The organism is Nostoc sp. UHCC 0251 (genome assembly GCF_034932245.1).
Taxonomy (GTDB): domain Bacteria; phylum Cyanobacteriota; class Cyanobacteriia; order Cyanobacteriales; family Nostocaceae; genus Nostoc.
This window is the reverse complement of record NZ_JAYGHD010000298.1, coordinates 17,429-31,388: the sequence shown is the minus strand read 5'-3', so window position 1 is coordinate 31,388 and position 13,960 is coordinate 17,429. Positions and strand designations below refer to the sequence as shown.

General features: G+C 43.0%; 10 protein-coding genes. All 10 read left to right on the top strand.

From position 1 onward, the window contains the following. Window positions 1-723: 723 nt before the first annotated feature. The 10 genes from scyA to VB740_RS22100 all read left to right on the top strand — a co-directional run bounded on the left by scyA (window position 724) and on the right by VB740_RS22100 (window position 13,696). Window positions 724-2,607 carry a scytonemin biosynthesis protein ScyA gene (scyA, locus tag VB740_RS22145; protein ID WP_323202059.1) on the top strand — a complete coding sequence of 628 codons (1,884 nt, stop codon included), beginning with the start codon at window positions 724-726 and terminating at the stop codon, window positions 2,605-2,607. 312 nt (window positions 2,608-2,919) lie between these two features. Beyond that, window positions 2,920-3,981 (top strand): tryptophan dehydrogenase ScyB, encoded by a 1,062-nt coding sequence (scyB, locus tag VB740_RS22140; protein ID WP_323202058.1) that lies wholly within the window; start codon window positions 2,920-2,922, stop codon window positions 3,979-3,981. A gap of 25 nt (window positions 3,982-4,006) precedes the next feature. Next, the gene (scyC, locus tag VB740_RS22135; RefSeq protein WP_323202057.1) at window positions 4,007-4,978 is read left to right on the top strand and encodes a scytonemin biosynthesis cyclase/decarboxylase ScyC; all 972 of its coding nucleotides are present in this window, start codon (window positions 4,007-4,009) and stop codon (window positions 4,976-4,978) included. Window positions 4,979-5,034: 56 nt separating this feature from the next. After that, window positions 5,035-6,315, top strand: coding sequence for a ScyD/ScyE family protein (locus VB740_RS22130; RefSeq protein ID WP_323202072.1), 1,281 nt, complete (start codon window positions 5,035-5,037; stop codon window positions 6,313-6,315). A 128-nt stretch (window positions 6,316-6,443) separates the two neighbouring features. Continuing rightward, window positions 6,444-7,826, top strand: coding sequence for a ScyD/ScyE family protein (locus tag VB740_RS22125; RefSeq protein WP_323202056.1), 1,383 nt, complete (start codon window positions 6,444-6,446; stop codon window positions 7,824-7,826). Between the two features lie 172 nt (window positions 7,827-7,998). Next, window positions 7,999-9,180, top strand: a complete 1,182-nt coding sequence (gene scyF / locus VB740_RS22120; protein ID WP_323202055.1) for a scytonemin biosynthesis PEP-CTERM protein ScyF — start codon at window positions 7,999-8,001, stop codon at window positions 9,178-9,180. A 220-nt stretch (window positions 9,181-9,400) separates the two neighbouring features. After that, the gene (locus tag VB740_RS22115; protein ID WP_323202054.1) at window positions 9,401-10,753 is read left to right on the top strand and encodes a glycosyltransferase family 4 protein; all 1,353 of its coding nucleotides are present in this window, start codon (window positions 9,401-9,403) and stop codon (window positions 10,751-10,753) included. A gap of 13 nt (window positions 10,754-10,766) precedes the next feature. Next, window positions 10,767-11,846: a bifunctional chorismate mutase/prephenate dehydrogenase gene (tyrA, locus tag VB740_RS22110; protein ID WP_323202053.1), complete on the top strand. Its 1,080-nt coding sequence runs from the start codon at window positions 10,767-10,769 to the stop codon at window positions 11,844-11,846. Between the two features lie 12 nt (window positions 11,847-11,858). Beyond that, on the top strand, window positions 11,859-12,506 hold the full coding sequence (locus VB740_RS22105; RefSeq protein WP_323202052.1) for a DsbA family oxidoreductase: 648 nt from the start codon (window positions 11,859-11,861) through the stop codon (window positions 12,504-12,506). After that, on the top strand, window positions 12,500-13,696 hold the full coding sequence (locus VB740_RS22100; RefSeq protein WP_323202051.1) for a 3-dehydroquinate synthase: 1,197 nt from the start codon (window positions 12,500-12,502) through the stop codon (window positions 13,694-13,696). The genes VB740_RS22105 and VB740_RS22100 overlap by 7 nt, the downstream gene beginning before the upstream one ends. Window positions 13,697-13,960 lie beyond the last annotated feature (264 nt).

The window sequence follows — 13,960 nt, the reverse complement described above, 5'->3', positions numbered from 1 at the left end:
TACGCACAAGAGATCCCCTAAACCTCTCAAAAGTCCTATTTTTAACGGCTTTAGGGGAGCTAAAAGCAAAAGAATTGACAGCCTCATCAAAAGATTTTCTATTGTAAATTTTGTGATCAGTCTTAATGGCAATCGCAGTGTATCAATCTTTCACAATCACTAAGCTGGAAATGTTGCAATCACGGTAAAAGCGAAAGAATTGACAGCTTCATCAAAAGATTTTTCATTGCAAATAGGTTTTGATTATAGTGGCCATAACAATATAAGCACTTATCCAAGCGGCTCGTTAATTGAGTCAGCGTTATTAAACTTAACTAAGTGTAGTTTTGTAAAGTTTATGAGAAGTGCTTGAACTAAGCTTAAATGCTCGTTTGTATACCTTTATATGGTTTAATTTTTCCCCGCCAACCTACTTAAGCACTGTAGTCATCATAGTAGAAGCGAAAAATTTGACACCTTCATCAAAGGATTTTTGATTGCACAATATTCTTCATCTCCTTTATTCTGGTTACAAGAAGCACAGTATTGATTGCTGTATGCTTTTGTAAAAATTTTTTGTTACTGCGCTCACAAGCATCAATCAGCAGCGATTAACCGTTTTTATGAACGGCCAAGCTCCGTCATAGCTGTTAAAAACAACAGGGTTGTTTGTATAAAATGTTTTTATTGCTGTGATTGTAAACTCAAGAGCTTTATGTAACTTCCTGATAATTAGTGAAACTAATGAGTCAAAATTATACTGGTTCAAACTCTCCTCTCATCACCACTGAGCCATACAAGGAATTTCCAGCAAACAGATATGTAGAGTCTGTGTCTGACTCCCGTCAGCTTGATAAATCGCAGAATAATGAGGAAATTCAGCCTTTTTTAAACAACGAAACACCCCCAACGCTCTCAGTTGCCGATGCGATCGCTCAGATGTTGGTAAATTTGGGAGTAAGCTACGCCTTTGGTGTTGCAGGTGGTGCGATGGCCAGCCTTTGGGGTGCGCTGTCAAATAGCACTATTGAAGTGTTGAACTTCCGCCATGAAGCAGGAGCAGCATTTGCAGCCACCGAAGCATACTTTGCCAATAATCGCCCCACTGTAGTTTTTACCACAGCCGGGCCGGGGATCACTAACGCCCTCACCGGATTATTTGCGGCTCGTGGTGAAGGTGCAAAGGTGATTTTAGTGTCGGCTTGTACTTCAGCACCGCAGCGTGGACGTTGGGCAATTCAAGAAACCAGCACTTACACATTGCCCAGTGGAGGAATTTTTACCTCAGGAGCGCTATTCAACTATGCAATTACTATTGAATCTGCGGCTCAACTACCGCAGATTTTCCGCAAATTGGCTCTGGCTATGGCACAACCAGGCGGATTTGTCGCTCATCTGAGCATTCCCACCGCAGTGCAGACAAGTTTAGTTGAGAATATAGCTTTACCCCAGCTAGATGTTACTCCGTTTCCGATGACTGCTTCAAAAGAAGCGATCGCTAAATCTGTAGAGTTATTATCATCTGGCCCCTTTGCCATCTGGGTTGGTTTCGGTGCGCGTGACGCAGCAGAGGAAATCCTTGAACTCGCAGAAAGAACCGGAGCAGCCGTCATGTGCTCACCCCGTGGTAAAGGCATTTTCCCCGAAGATCATCCCCAGTTTGTGGGTGTCACAGGTTTAGGCGGTCATGCTTCCGTCTTAACTTATATGGAACAGCAACCTCCACTACGCACACTCGTATTAGGAACCCGCCTTGGTGAACCGACTTCCTTCTGGAGTTCGGCGATGGTTCCAAAAGGAGGTTTTGTCCATGTAGATATTGATCCCGAAGTGCCAGGTGTAGCTTATCCACACGTTGAAACTTTTGGAGTTCGGTCTGACATCAAAGCTTTTGTGGAAGAGTTGTTGCAGCAATTTCCAGATGCTCCTGATTCCACAACTTTGCCACTACCTCGTCCAGAACACAAAGCAATTGAACCTGCACCAGAGGTAGATTATCCAGTGCGGCCAGAAGTGTTGATGGCAGCAATTCAAAAGATGATTGTTGAAGATACCGATGCCGTAATCATGGCGGAGTGTGGTAACTCGTTTACTTGGTCAACTCATCTACTCCAATTTTCCGAAGCCAATCGCTACCGAGTCAGCACCGGAGTCGGCGCAATGGGCCACGCCGTCACAGGAGTATTGGGTGCAGCGCTGGCGAGCAATAGCAAGGCTGTAGGGATTGTCGGCGATGGAGCAATGCTGATGAATAACGAAATCAGCACAGCCGTGAAATACAAAATTCCTGCGATTTGGATTGTACTCAACGATGCTCGTTACAACATGTGCCATCAAGGGATGAAAACCTTGGGATTAAAAGGTGCAGATGCAACACTTCCACCAACAAACTTTGCCATGATTGCTCGTGGTATGGGAGCAGAAGCGCTCGTAGTCGTCAGAGAGTCGGATATTGAAGCGGCATTAGAACAAGCGATCGCATCAAATGTTCCCTTTCTCATTGATGTAGTGATTGATGCTGATCGACCAGCACCTTCTGGGGCACGTAATAAAAGTTTAGCAGCACAAGGAGTCAAATCAAGTGCAGCTAAAAATGGAGCAAAGCAAGTTTCATTTCCAATGGTTTAACTGTAAAACTTGGCAATTTACTTCAATTGTTATAGACACTAAAACATCTCAACAAGACGACTTTACAATCCAGTTTTGGATTCGTCTATTCAGCAAAAGACAAAGGATGGATTTAGAAGCCTTAAAAACTTTATTCCAGCCAAAACTATACCCAATCAACTGGAATTTTAAATTTTTGATTTTTGAATCCTAAAGTCTTTCTTTTAACTCACTCAATATTAATGTTCGAGAGTGTTTTTGTGTCTATATCTTTACATTTTGTAATAGTAATTACTTTCTCTAACCAATTCCAAACAATATCGAGAGGTGAAAATGCTGCTATTTGAAACTGTTAGAGAAATGGGTCACGAACAAGTTCTCTTTTGTCATGGTAAAAATCCCGAAATTAAAGCAATTATTGCTATCCATGACACGACCTTGGGCCCAGCAATGGGAGCTACAAGAATCTTACCTTATGTCAACGAAGAAGCTGCTTTAAAAGATGCACTTCGTCTCAGCCGTGGGATGACATATAAGGCCGCCTGCGCTAATATCCCGGCTGGTGGTGGCAAAGCAGTCATTATCGCTAATCCTGAAAATAAAACAGATGATCTGTTGAGAGCTTATGGGCGTTTTGTTAACAGTCTGAATGGACGTTTTATTACCGGACAAGATGTTAATATTACCCCTGATGATGTACGGACAATCAGCCAAGAAACTAAACATGTTGTTGGGGTATCAGAAAAGTCTGGTGGGCCTGCTCCCATAACATCACTAGGAGTTTTTCTCGGAATTAAAGCTGCTGTAGAGTCTCGTTGGCAAAGCAAAAGACTTGATGGCATGAAAGTTGCAGTGCAAGGTTTAGGCAATGTAGGTAAAAACCTCTGCCGCCACTTACATGAGCATGATGTCAAGCTTTTTGTTAGCGATGTAGATCCAGTAAAAGTGGAAGAGGCAAAAAGGCTTTTTGGCGCAACTATTGTAGAACCCAACGAAATTTACTCTCTTGATGTAGATATCTTTGCTCCTTGTGCTTTAGGAGGAATTCTAAATAGTCATACAATTCCTTTCTTAAAAGCTTCCATTATTGCTGGTGCAGCTAATAATCAATTGGAAAATGAGCAACTACATAGTCAGATGCTTACCAAAAAAGGGATTCTTTACAGCCCTGATTATGTAATTAATGCCGGAGGGCTAATCAATGTTTACAACGAAATGATTGGCTATGACGAAGAAAAAGCTTTCAAACAAGTGCATAACATTTATGACACGCTATTAGCAATCTTTGATATTGCTAAACAGCAGGGAGTTACTACTAATGATGCTGCTAAACGATTAGCAGAAGACCGTATCCAGAGTGGCAAGCGAAGTAAGACTAAAGCGATCGCAGCTTAATTGTTATTATCTTAAGGAGTAAAAAGTGGAAAAGAATACCTTTGCAACATCAGCTTACATTGCTACTTCACCAGAAAGCGCCTTTGAGTACCTTTGTAGTTTAAAAAACTTAGACGAATGGACGCTTTATAGCCGGATGAAAGAGCAAGTTGACGAAGATACTTGGCTCGGAACTGCATCTGGTTATCACAAAAATCTCTATTATCATGTTAAAAAACTAGAAAATCCGCTTTTCTACGGCATTGAATGGCACTGTGGATTAGAGTATCAGAAATACTTTCAGGTTTACCCTGTTTTGTTATTTCCCACCGACTACATCGAGCCGGGAACAGATGAAAAAGGCGTTTACTTTCACTGGTTGAGCTTTGTCGATCCAAAACGGCAAACTCAGATGATCATGCAGGGAATTCACACGGTACACACTTCCGAGTGTCGTTCTCTCAAAGGTAATTTGGAACGTAAATCTGGTCTTACCGCAGCAGCCAAAGGTCGCCACTTTATAGATACTGATACTATCTATGTTGATGCCCCAATTGAAATCGGTATTGAATACTTAAAAGACCTAAAAAACATAGATGAGTGGGCACATTTATTACGCCCAAATGGCGAGATTGGAATTGAATCAGGTGAATTCAAAGATGAATATGACCAGAAGGTAAAAGTTTCCGTGCGGGTTCATAGTCTGAGTAAATACTACTTGGTTGAACAGGAACACTTTTATCCAGATTATGAATATTATCAGCGCTCTGTAGCTTTACTCATCCCAACCGCCTACGCATTCGCTGACCCCGAAGCTTCAGGTTTCATCCTGCATCGAATCACATTCTGGAAAACAGATGGAACTGTCAGCCACGGCAAACTTCAGATTGAAGACTTTGGTGCTGAGAGCATGAATATCAAACGTTTGCTCGAAGCCAAAGCTGGCAACCTCCAATCATTTGATCGGGGAATGAGCTATCTACCAAAAACTCAAGAGGAGGTAGTTATTAGTCATTAGTCATTAGTCATTGGTCAACTAACAAATGACAAATGACTAATGACAAAGGACAAAATATGAAACTGAAACAACTTACTATTACTTTCCTCTCTTTTTGTGTTGCCACTTTTTCTGGAATGAAAGCTGCGTCAGCCGGATCATTTTCGGTAATCGCCGACGGTCTATATAATGCCGGAGGTTTGAGCTTTAGCCCTGATGGTAATCTCTATGTTACAGAGGCGGGAATCGGGGGAAATGGAGCTTGTGTTCCACCACCAAGTGGTCAAGGTTATTCTTTATGCTATGGCACAAGTGGAGCAGTTACCAAAATTGAGAATGGTAAGACTGAGCGCATACTTACAGGACTTCCTTCCTTAGCATTACCAGATGGTACTGGAGCCGCTGGGCCTCGTGACATCCAATTTGATGCTACAGGTAAACCTTATGTTCTGATTGGGTATGGGGCTGATCCAGCCTTTCGCGATCGCAATTTAGGTGACACTGACCTCGGTAAAATTATCGCTGCCGATTTTAATACCAATTCCTGGACGAGTGTTGCTGATTTAGCTAACTATGAACTCGCCAACAATCCCGATGGTGGTGATGTGGGTAGCAATCCCTTGGGTTTTGCAATAGATGGCAATAAGTTAGTTGCAGTTGATGCAGGTGCAAACAACTTACTCGGTGTTAACGCTGATGGTAGTAATTTGCAGGCGATAGTTGCGTTTCCCCAAGACATCCTAACTAATCCAGTTTTTCCACCCTCCGGTACACCATCCAATGAACCAGCACAAGTGCCATCTCAAGGTGAAGAGGTGCGATCGCAGTTTGCAACTCAACCAGTACCCTCAAGTGTGACCAAAGGCCCTGATGGCGATTATTATGTCAGCCAATTTACAGGTTTTCCCTTTCCTGAAGGTGGGGCAAAAATCTATCGAGCCGGTGCTGATGGTTTATCAACAGTCTTCGCCGATGGTTTTACCCAACTCACAGACTTGGAATTTGATGCTGATGGCAACTTGTATGCTTTGCAGTACGCCAATCAGTCAGCTTGGAAGGGTGATTTTGATGGTTCTGTGATCAAAATGGCTCCCGATGGAACACGCACAATTCTGCTAAGTGGGAATGGATTAGAGTCGCCTAGCGCCCTGACTATTGGTTCTGATGGTGCAGTATACGTCACAAACCGAGGCGATCGCCCTGGAGGTGGACAAGTTCTCAGAATTGAAAATATCAAATCTGTCCCTGAACCTAATTCTGCTTTAGGTGTATTAGCGATCGGTGCCTTTGGCGTTGCTTGGTTGAACAAGAAAAGAAACTCTAAACCTCTCACAGATAGAGTTGTGGCGCTCAAGTAAAAAGTTTCAAACCAATATCAGTGCCTCTCAAGGATATTTACCCTGCATTCTTCAGGGACTAGGATTCCTTCTCTTTAAAACCATAAAACTTTCCCGAAATTAGTAACTCTTAATCTCCCTTGAAAGGTATGAAACTCAAATCATTTGCTCTTACATCTCTGACATTTTGTTTTGCTGCTATTTGTGGAACAACATCTGCACAAGCTGCAACGCTAACGACAATTGTCGATGGAGTCAGTAATGCACGGGGTGTTAGCTTTGGCCCTGACGGTACTCTTTACGTAGCAGAGCCAGGTATCGGAGGAAACGGAAATTGCCAACCATCTCCAAGTACCCTGTTTCAGCCTATCTGTGCTGGCAATAGTGGTTCACTAGTCAAAGTTGCATCAGATGGCACCACACAGCGTCTATTCAATAACTTTGAATCTATAGCAGAGCAACCCAGTGGCAACCAAGGCGCTGGTATTCAAGACGTACAATTCGACTCTCAGGGGAATGCTTATCTTCTAACTGGGTTTGCCGGTTATCCAGGAAATCGTGATCTAGAATCACTTAACCTTGGTGCTAATTTCCCAATTCCAGAGCAGCAACTTGTTACTTTCCCGCCATCCACACCGGATGAAGTACTGAATACCCCGCTTTTAGCACAACTTTTCAAAGCTGACTTGAATACCGGGGAAATAGAAAGTATTTTCGACTTTGGCAAGTATGAAATCACTAATAACCCAGATGGTGGGGATGTAGTTACCAATCCGTTTGATTTAACCGTTAATGGTGATACTGCTTATGTCGTTGACGGGGGTGGAAACACCGCCTACAAAGTCAAACTTGACGGAAGTGAGTCTGAGGCGATCGCAATTCCCAAGAAAGTTCTTAGTGCTTCAACATTGCCACCTTTACCACCAGGACAAGAACTACCTCCAGGGTTAGTAGAAATACTTCCAGGAGGAAACATCGCAATTCAATCAGTACCTACAGGTGGCACGATTGGCCCCGATGGAGCCTTGTACGTTGCCGAATACTCAGGTTTTCCATATCCAGAAAATGAATCGCGGATCTTCCGCATCGGCGAGGATGGCAACCCAGAGGTTTTCCTAGATGGGTTTACGCAAATCACAGACTTAACCTTTGATGATCAAGGCAACTTGCTGGTGTTGCAGTTCGGCGATGAGTCTCAGTTGCAGGGTGACTTACGGTTCCTTCCCGGTTCTCTGATTCAAGTTGCTCCAGATTTAACTCGTACAACCTTGGTTGCTGCCGGTGAAGGGCTGGAATCGTCTGCTGGAATCGATATTGGCCCTGACGGGCAAATATACATCACCAAGCGCGGTGTTGGCCCAGAACTAGGATCGGTTGTTCGGGTGGATGGTATCGTTACAGAAAAAGTCCCCGAACCTACTTCAATACTTAGCTTATTAGCACTTGCTAGTGTAGGCGCAACTGGTGCGATCGCCAAGCGCAAACGCCAAGACAAGTTGGGTGAATTGCTACCCAAAGCAGAGATAGTCTAATTCCTCATTACCTGATGTCAGGTAATGGTTAGAAAATAGGCTGCTGCCTCACACAGAAAGTTGCATTTCAAACAGGAGGCAGCAGCCCGAATATTAGGGTTCCCGAACTAGGACTGGGAACAAAATTAGTCTAGGAAAGAGTATACACTCCTACAACCAGGACTTCAAACTCATGGGATTAGTCAAAAATTTCTCAATCGGCATTCTCGGTACTGGATTCATGGTGCTGGCAACAGCAGCCCAAGCCAATGCTGTAACATTAACTTACGACAGAAGTATCGGTAGTCCTGGCTTCGGCCCTGGAGAACTGTTTGTCCCCCAAGGGATAGCAGTGGATAGCCAAGGAAATACCCTCATAGCTAACGGACGCGGTATTAACCCGGCGGATGGTAGTCCTAACTTCGACCTTGGTAACAAAATTGAAATATTTAATCCTAGCGGTCAGTATATTGGAGCAATTGGCTCCGGTGGCACAGGGCCTGGGCAGTTTGACGAGCCAACAACTGTAGACTTCAATCCAGTAACAGGGGATCTGTATTCAGGTGATGTTTACAACAACCGCATCAATCAATTCGATCCTCAGGGTAACTTTATTAGATCCTTTGCAAACGGAGATTTTACTCCTCGCGTAAATGATCGGATTTTCTTTGGGCCATCTGGTTTGACATTTGACGAAACTGGCAACGTGTACGTTGGTGATTTTAACGGCGAAAGAATCCTTAAATTCACACCTGACGGACAGCCACTTGGTGTCATTGGTGGCACTCTGGGCACTGCACCTGGGGAATTCCAAGGTGTAGCAGGTGTGAGAATTTCCCCAGTTAGTGGAAATATCTTTGTAGCTGACCAGTATAACAACCGCGTTCAAATACTCGATCCAACTGGTAATCCTCTGTTGGCATTTGGTTCAGCAGGTAGCGAACCTGGACAGTTTCTTCAGCCAATTGGCATCGAAGTGGACGACCAAGAGAATATTTATGTAGCTGATTCTATCAATAGCCGCGTTCAGGTGTTTGATAAAAACGGTAACTTCTTGACTTCCTTCGGTCAACCAGCCCTAGATGCATCAGGTAATCCTGTACCGCCTCCAGCATTAACCGGCCCTCCTTTTGGCGACCCCCTCGACCTCACTCCCGGCAGATTTAACTGGACGGGTGGCACAACCCTCAAAGATGACAAGCTTTATGTGGGCGATTTCTTCCAAGGTCGCGTCCAAGTGCTAAATATAGAAGACAAAAAGCAGGTACCGGAGCCAAGTTCAGCACTGAGTTTAGCATTGCTCGGACTTGGGGCTGCTACCGTCACATTGCGGAAACGTGGACAACAAAAGCCAGTCTTCAGTTTAGAGAAGTAACTGGAAAAACAGTGCTTAGTTCTCATGCTTGACTAACAGTTTCGTAGGGTGCGTTATGCCCTTGGCTAACGCACCATCTCAATAAATTCAGTGCTACACTCTCGGCGGTAAGACACTTTACGATAACTTCAAGTTATTAAATCCGGAACAAGGGAGATAAAAACTGGATACAACTAATAAAGCCAGCATTATCAAGGTGCTTTTAGGACATTAAGAGTTCATGCAAATTCTGATTTATTCATACAATTATCATCCAGAGCCAATTGGTATTGCCCCTTTGATGACTGAACTAGCAGAAGGGCTGGTAAAGCGAGGGCATCAAGTGCGGGTAATCACAGGTATGCCTAACTATCCTCAACGTCAGATTTACGATGGATATCGAGGGAAATTATACGTTACTGAACAAAAAAATGGTGTGACTATTCAGCGTAGTTATTTGCGGATTAAGTCTAAACCTAACCTTATAGATAGGCTACTTCTAGAGTTAAGCTTTGTTTTTACGAGTTTGCCACAAGCGCTTAAGGGTGAGCGACCTGATGTAATACTCTTAACAGTGCCGCCGTTACTAGTTTGCTTACCTGCAATCTTAATCGGTTGGCTATACAACTGCCCAGTAGTACTAAATGTGCAAGATATCCTCCCGGAAGCTGCTGTGCGTGTTGGGCTTATTAAAAATAAGTTGATGATTAAGGCTCTGGAAGCTTTAGAGAAGTTTGCCTACCGAACTGCACATACCATTAGCGTGATTGCCGATGGCTTTGTAGATAATTTAATAAATAAAGGTGTACCTGCTAATAAAATTGCCTGCATTCCAAATTGGGTGAATCTAAATTTTATCCGCCCTTTACCGAAGGAGAATAACTCCTGGAGGGCTACCCATCAACTTGATGGTAAATTTGTAGTGCTTTATTCAGGTAATATTGCTCTGACGCAAGGTTTGGAGACAGTAATAGAAGCAGCATCTCGCTTGCGTCATCTAAAAGAAATTGTTTTTGTCATTGCCGGCGAATCCCAAGCCCTGGAAAGGTTGCAAAAACATTGTCTTGCTTGTGGTGCAGATAACGTTTTGCTTTTACCATTGCAACCGCGAGAAAAACTACCACAAATGTTAGCAGCCGCAGATGTCGGCTTGATTGTGCAAAAAAGCAATGTGATTTCCTTCAATATGCCTTCTAAAATACCACTGCTGTTAGCCAGTGGCCGCCCAATTGTGGGTTCAGTTCCCGCCACTGGGACTGCTGCCAAAGCCATCAAAGAAAGTGGTGGCGGCCTTATCGTTGAGCCAGAGTCAGCAGATGCTTTAGCTGCGGCAGTATTGGATTTATATAATCAGCCGGAATTAGCAGCACAGTTAAGCTGCAAAGGAAGAAAGTTTGCAGTAGAAAACTATTCCTTTGAGCAAGCGCTAGATCGGTATGAAGAGTTATTTTATGATGCGATCGCCAAAGAAGCAACAACTTTGGATATCTTGCCTGAATTGAGTTCTAAGGAATCACTTGTTGATCAAGAGCTTTTGGTACATACCTTGCCCCTTGTGCGCGTGGTATCTCAAAGACTAATGACAAATGACTAATGACAAATGACTAATGACTAATTCAGATCAGCTTAAAAAAACTGACCAAAGCTTGATCGCCCTACTTAGCGATCGCATATCATTATTAGCAGCATCAGAACAACCTTCTTTAGATGAACAACTGGCTAATGTGGCTCCCTTCCTCGCTCAAGCTGGTATTCCTGAGTCTGTTTGGGCAAGTGTAGTAAATAGTTGCCATGCTACTCTGATTCCTAAATCTGCAACAAATCATATCACTCCCCGACAAATTACCATCATCGGTGGACGCGGCAGGATGGGAAGATTATTTAAAGAGCAGCTTTCGCTAGTAGGTAACAATGTTAGCGTTCTTGAACATGAAGATTGGGATTATGCAGATCAACTGTTGAGTCAGGCAGACTTAGTATTAGTAAGCGTTCCCATTGAATATACAGTTGATGTTATTAAGCGTGCAGCTAAATACCTTGCCCCAACTACAGCTTTGTGTGACATCACGAGCGTAAAGATTCAGCCAACTCAAGCGATGCTCGAACACCATTCTGGCCCAGTCATGGGTTTACATCCAATGTTTGGGCCAAATATCAAATCGTTTTTGGGACAAAAAGTGGTAGTGTGTCCAGGCCGAAACGATGAATCATTTCAATGGTTATTAGAGTTTCTTAAAAGTAAGGGTGGAGAATTGATTGTTTGCACGCCTGAAGAACATGATCAAATGATGGTGATTATTCAAGCGACGCAGCATTTTTGTAGATTTAGTCTTGGTGTTTTCTTAGCACAAGTAAAAGTGGATATAGAGCAGAGCTTAACAATGTCAACTCCTAACTACCGTCAAGAAATTGATATTGTTAAACGTTTGTTTTCTCAAAATCCTAACTTATGTGTTGATATTATGCTAGCTACAGAAGAAAGGTGTAATACAATTAGCTTTTTAGCTAAAACTTACAGCCGTTTGGCGAGACTCGTAGCAAGGAAAGATAGAGACGCATTAATTCAAGAATTTGAAAATACCCAAAGCTTTTTTGAAGAAAAGATTAACAGTTTTATACAGCCTTTAAATACAACGGCTCTCCAACGAGATTTCAAACCCCAAATGCACACAAATATGAGCATTTGAAGAACACAAGCTATGTTGATAGACATTTTTCATGATACCGTTTGCCCTTGGTGTAGAATAGGGAAAAAGCATCTGTTTGATGCACTGGCACAATGGCCAGAAAAAGAAGTAGATATCCGGTGGCATCCATTTATTCTCGATAATACTATTCCTGCTGACGGATACGAGTTTCGCAGTTTTATGCAAGATAGAAAAGGTATAAAAGCCCAAGAACTACAATATCTATTTGATTCTACGCAACATGCAGGTGAGGCGGCTGGAGTCAAGCTAAATTTTAACAAAATCCGTTTAGCTGTCAATACTAAGCTTTCGCACCACCTGATTGCACTTGCACCAGCAAAGGTAAAAAACGATGTTGTAGAAGCCATTTATAAAGCTTACTTTGAAGACGGTTTGAACATTGGAGATATCGACGTTCTAATTGCCATCGGGAAAGATTACCAAATGGATTCTAGGGAATTACGGTTGCAATTGAGTGATGATACTGGGCTTAAAGCTTTTGTAGCTGAATCAATATTTGCTAGGCCTAATGGCATCAACAGCGTACCGTTCTTTATCATCAATAATAAAGTCAAAATAAATGGTTCTCACTCGGTAGAAATATTTCTTCAAGCTTTGAATCGTGCCGCACTTATAGATATATCAGCAAAAACATGGTAGTTGACATTAAGCAAAAAAGTAAATTTAGTCTGCAACCAATTCATCAACGGGTTGCGGTTACTTTTAACTATGAGGTTCACTTCACCCAAAATTTATTTGAGTTGAAAAACCCCACCTTAGCTCAAGTGATTACAGCAGATGGGGAGAAAAAGCCGAAGAAAGTTGTAGCGATAGTAGACGCAGGAATATTGCAGCATCAACCGGAATTGGTTAAGCAATTAGTAGCGTATACCAAGTTTTATGCAGAGATACTAGCGATCGCAGCCGAACCGATGATAATTTCGGGAGGAGAAGCTGCTAAAAACGATCGCACTTTAGTAGATCAAATTCAGCAACAGATTGAAGCAGCCGGATTATGTCGCCATTCTTATGTGTTAGCGATCGGGGGCGGGGCTGTATTGGATTTGGTAGGATATGCTGCTGCAACTGCTCACCGGGGAATTCGCCTAATTCGGATTCCGACGACGGTGTTAGCACAAAATGATTCTGGGGTTGGCGTAAAAAACGGCATCAACGCCTTTGGTAAAAAGAACTTTCTCGGCACATTTGCGCCACCTTACGCAGTTATAAATGATTCTGCCTTTTTGACAACCCTAGACGATCGCGATTGGCGTTCTGGAATCGCAGAAGCCGTCAAAGTGGCGCTGATTAAGGATGCTAACTTTTTCGATTATATCCACTCTCACAGCGCAGCCCTTGTGCGGCGAGACATGGATACCATGCAACAGGTTATCTATCGTTGCGCCCAGTTGCACCTAGAACATATTGCCAATAGTGGCGATCCTTTTGAAATGGGTTCGTCTCGTCCCCTGGATTTTGGACATTGGGCGGCTCATAAACTGGAGCATTTGACAAATTATCGCTTACGTCATGGCGAAGCAGTTGCGATCGGTATCGCTTTGGATAGCACTTATTCCTATTTGGTAGGATTGCTGGATTGCTCACAATGGCAAAGGATATTAAGTACTTTATCGGCGCTGGGTTTTACATTGTATGTGCCAGAACTGGTTGAGAAGTTATCACAAATGGAACATCCCCATTGTCTGTTTCGGGGTTTAACTGAGTTCCGCGAACATTTGGGTGGAGAATTAACTTTAACCTTGCTACAACGCATTGGAAAAGCAATTGAAGTTCACCAAGTGGATTTATTGTTGTACAGACAAGCAATATCATTGTTGCGCGAGTTTTAGGATTCTTTTTTGTGGTAATTGAGGGGTGCATTTTAAATGCATAAATGCTTCTCTACGAGACGCTACGCAAATGCTTTCCCGCAGGGTAGGAGTAGGGGCGCAAGGCATTGCGCCCCTACATTGTGTAGCCGCGATTTCTAATCGCTTAGTATATTTGCTACTAATTTTTGAGATGATCTACCACCTTTGAGGGAAGCGAAGAATTTTAAACAGCGTTATCAGAAAATTTACTATAAGAGCAGTATAAAAAGCGAATAAATTGAC

What these genes read in the sequence shown, in the direction of transcription:
- VB740_RS22100 (WP_323202051.1), top strand. Translation starts at nt 12,500, where the DNA reads ATGGTAGTTGACATTAAGCAAAAAAGTAAATTTAGTCTGCAACCAATT.
- VB740_RS22115 (WP_323202054.1), top strand. Translation starts at nt 9,401, where the DNA reads ATGCAAATTCTGATTTATTCATACAATTATCATCCAGAGCCAATTGGT.
- tyrA (WP_323202053.1), top strand. Translation starts at nt 10,767, where the DNA reads ATGACTAATTCAGATCAGCTTAAAAAAACTGACCAAAGCTTGATCGCC.
- scyF (WP_323202055.1), top strand. Translation starts at nt 7,999, where the DNA reads ATGGGATTAGTCAAAAATTTCTCAATCGGCATTCTCGGTACTGGATTC.
- scyB (WP_323202058.1), top strand. Translation starts at nt 2,920, where the DNA reads ATGCTGCTATTTGAAACTGTTAGAGAAATGGGTCACGAACAAGTTCTC.
- VB740_RS22125 (WP_323202056.1), top strand. Translation starts at nt 6,444, where the DNA reads ATGAAACTCAAATCATTTGCTCTTACATCTCTGACATTTTGTTTTGCT.
- VB740_RS22105 (WP_323202052.1), top strand. Translation starts at nt 11,859, where the DNA reads ATGTTGATAGACATTTTTCATGATACCGTTTGCCCTTGGTGTAGAATA.
- scyA (WP_323202059.1), top strand. Translation starts at nt 724, where the DNA reads ATGAGTCAAAATTATACTGGTTCAAACTCTCCTCTCATCACCACTGAG.
- VB740_RS22130 (WP_323202072.1), top strand. Translation starts at nt 5,035, where the DNA reads ATGAAACTGAAACAACTTACTATTACTTTCCTCTCTTTTTGTGTTGCC.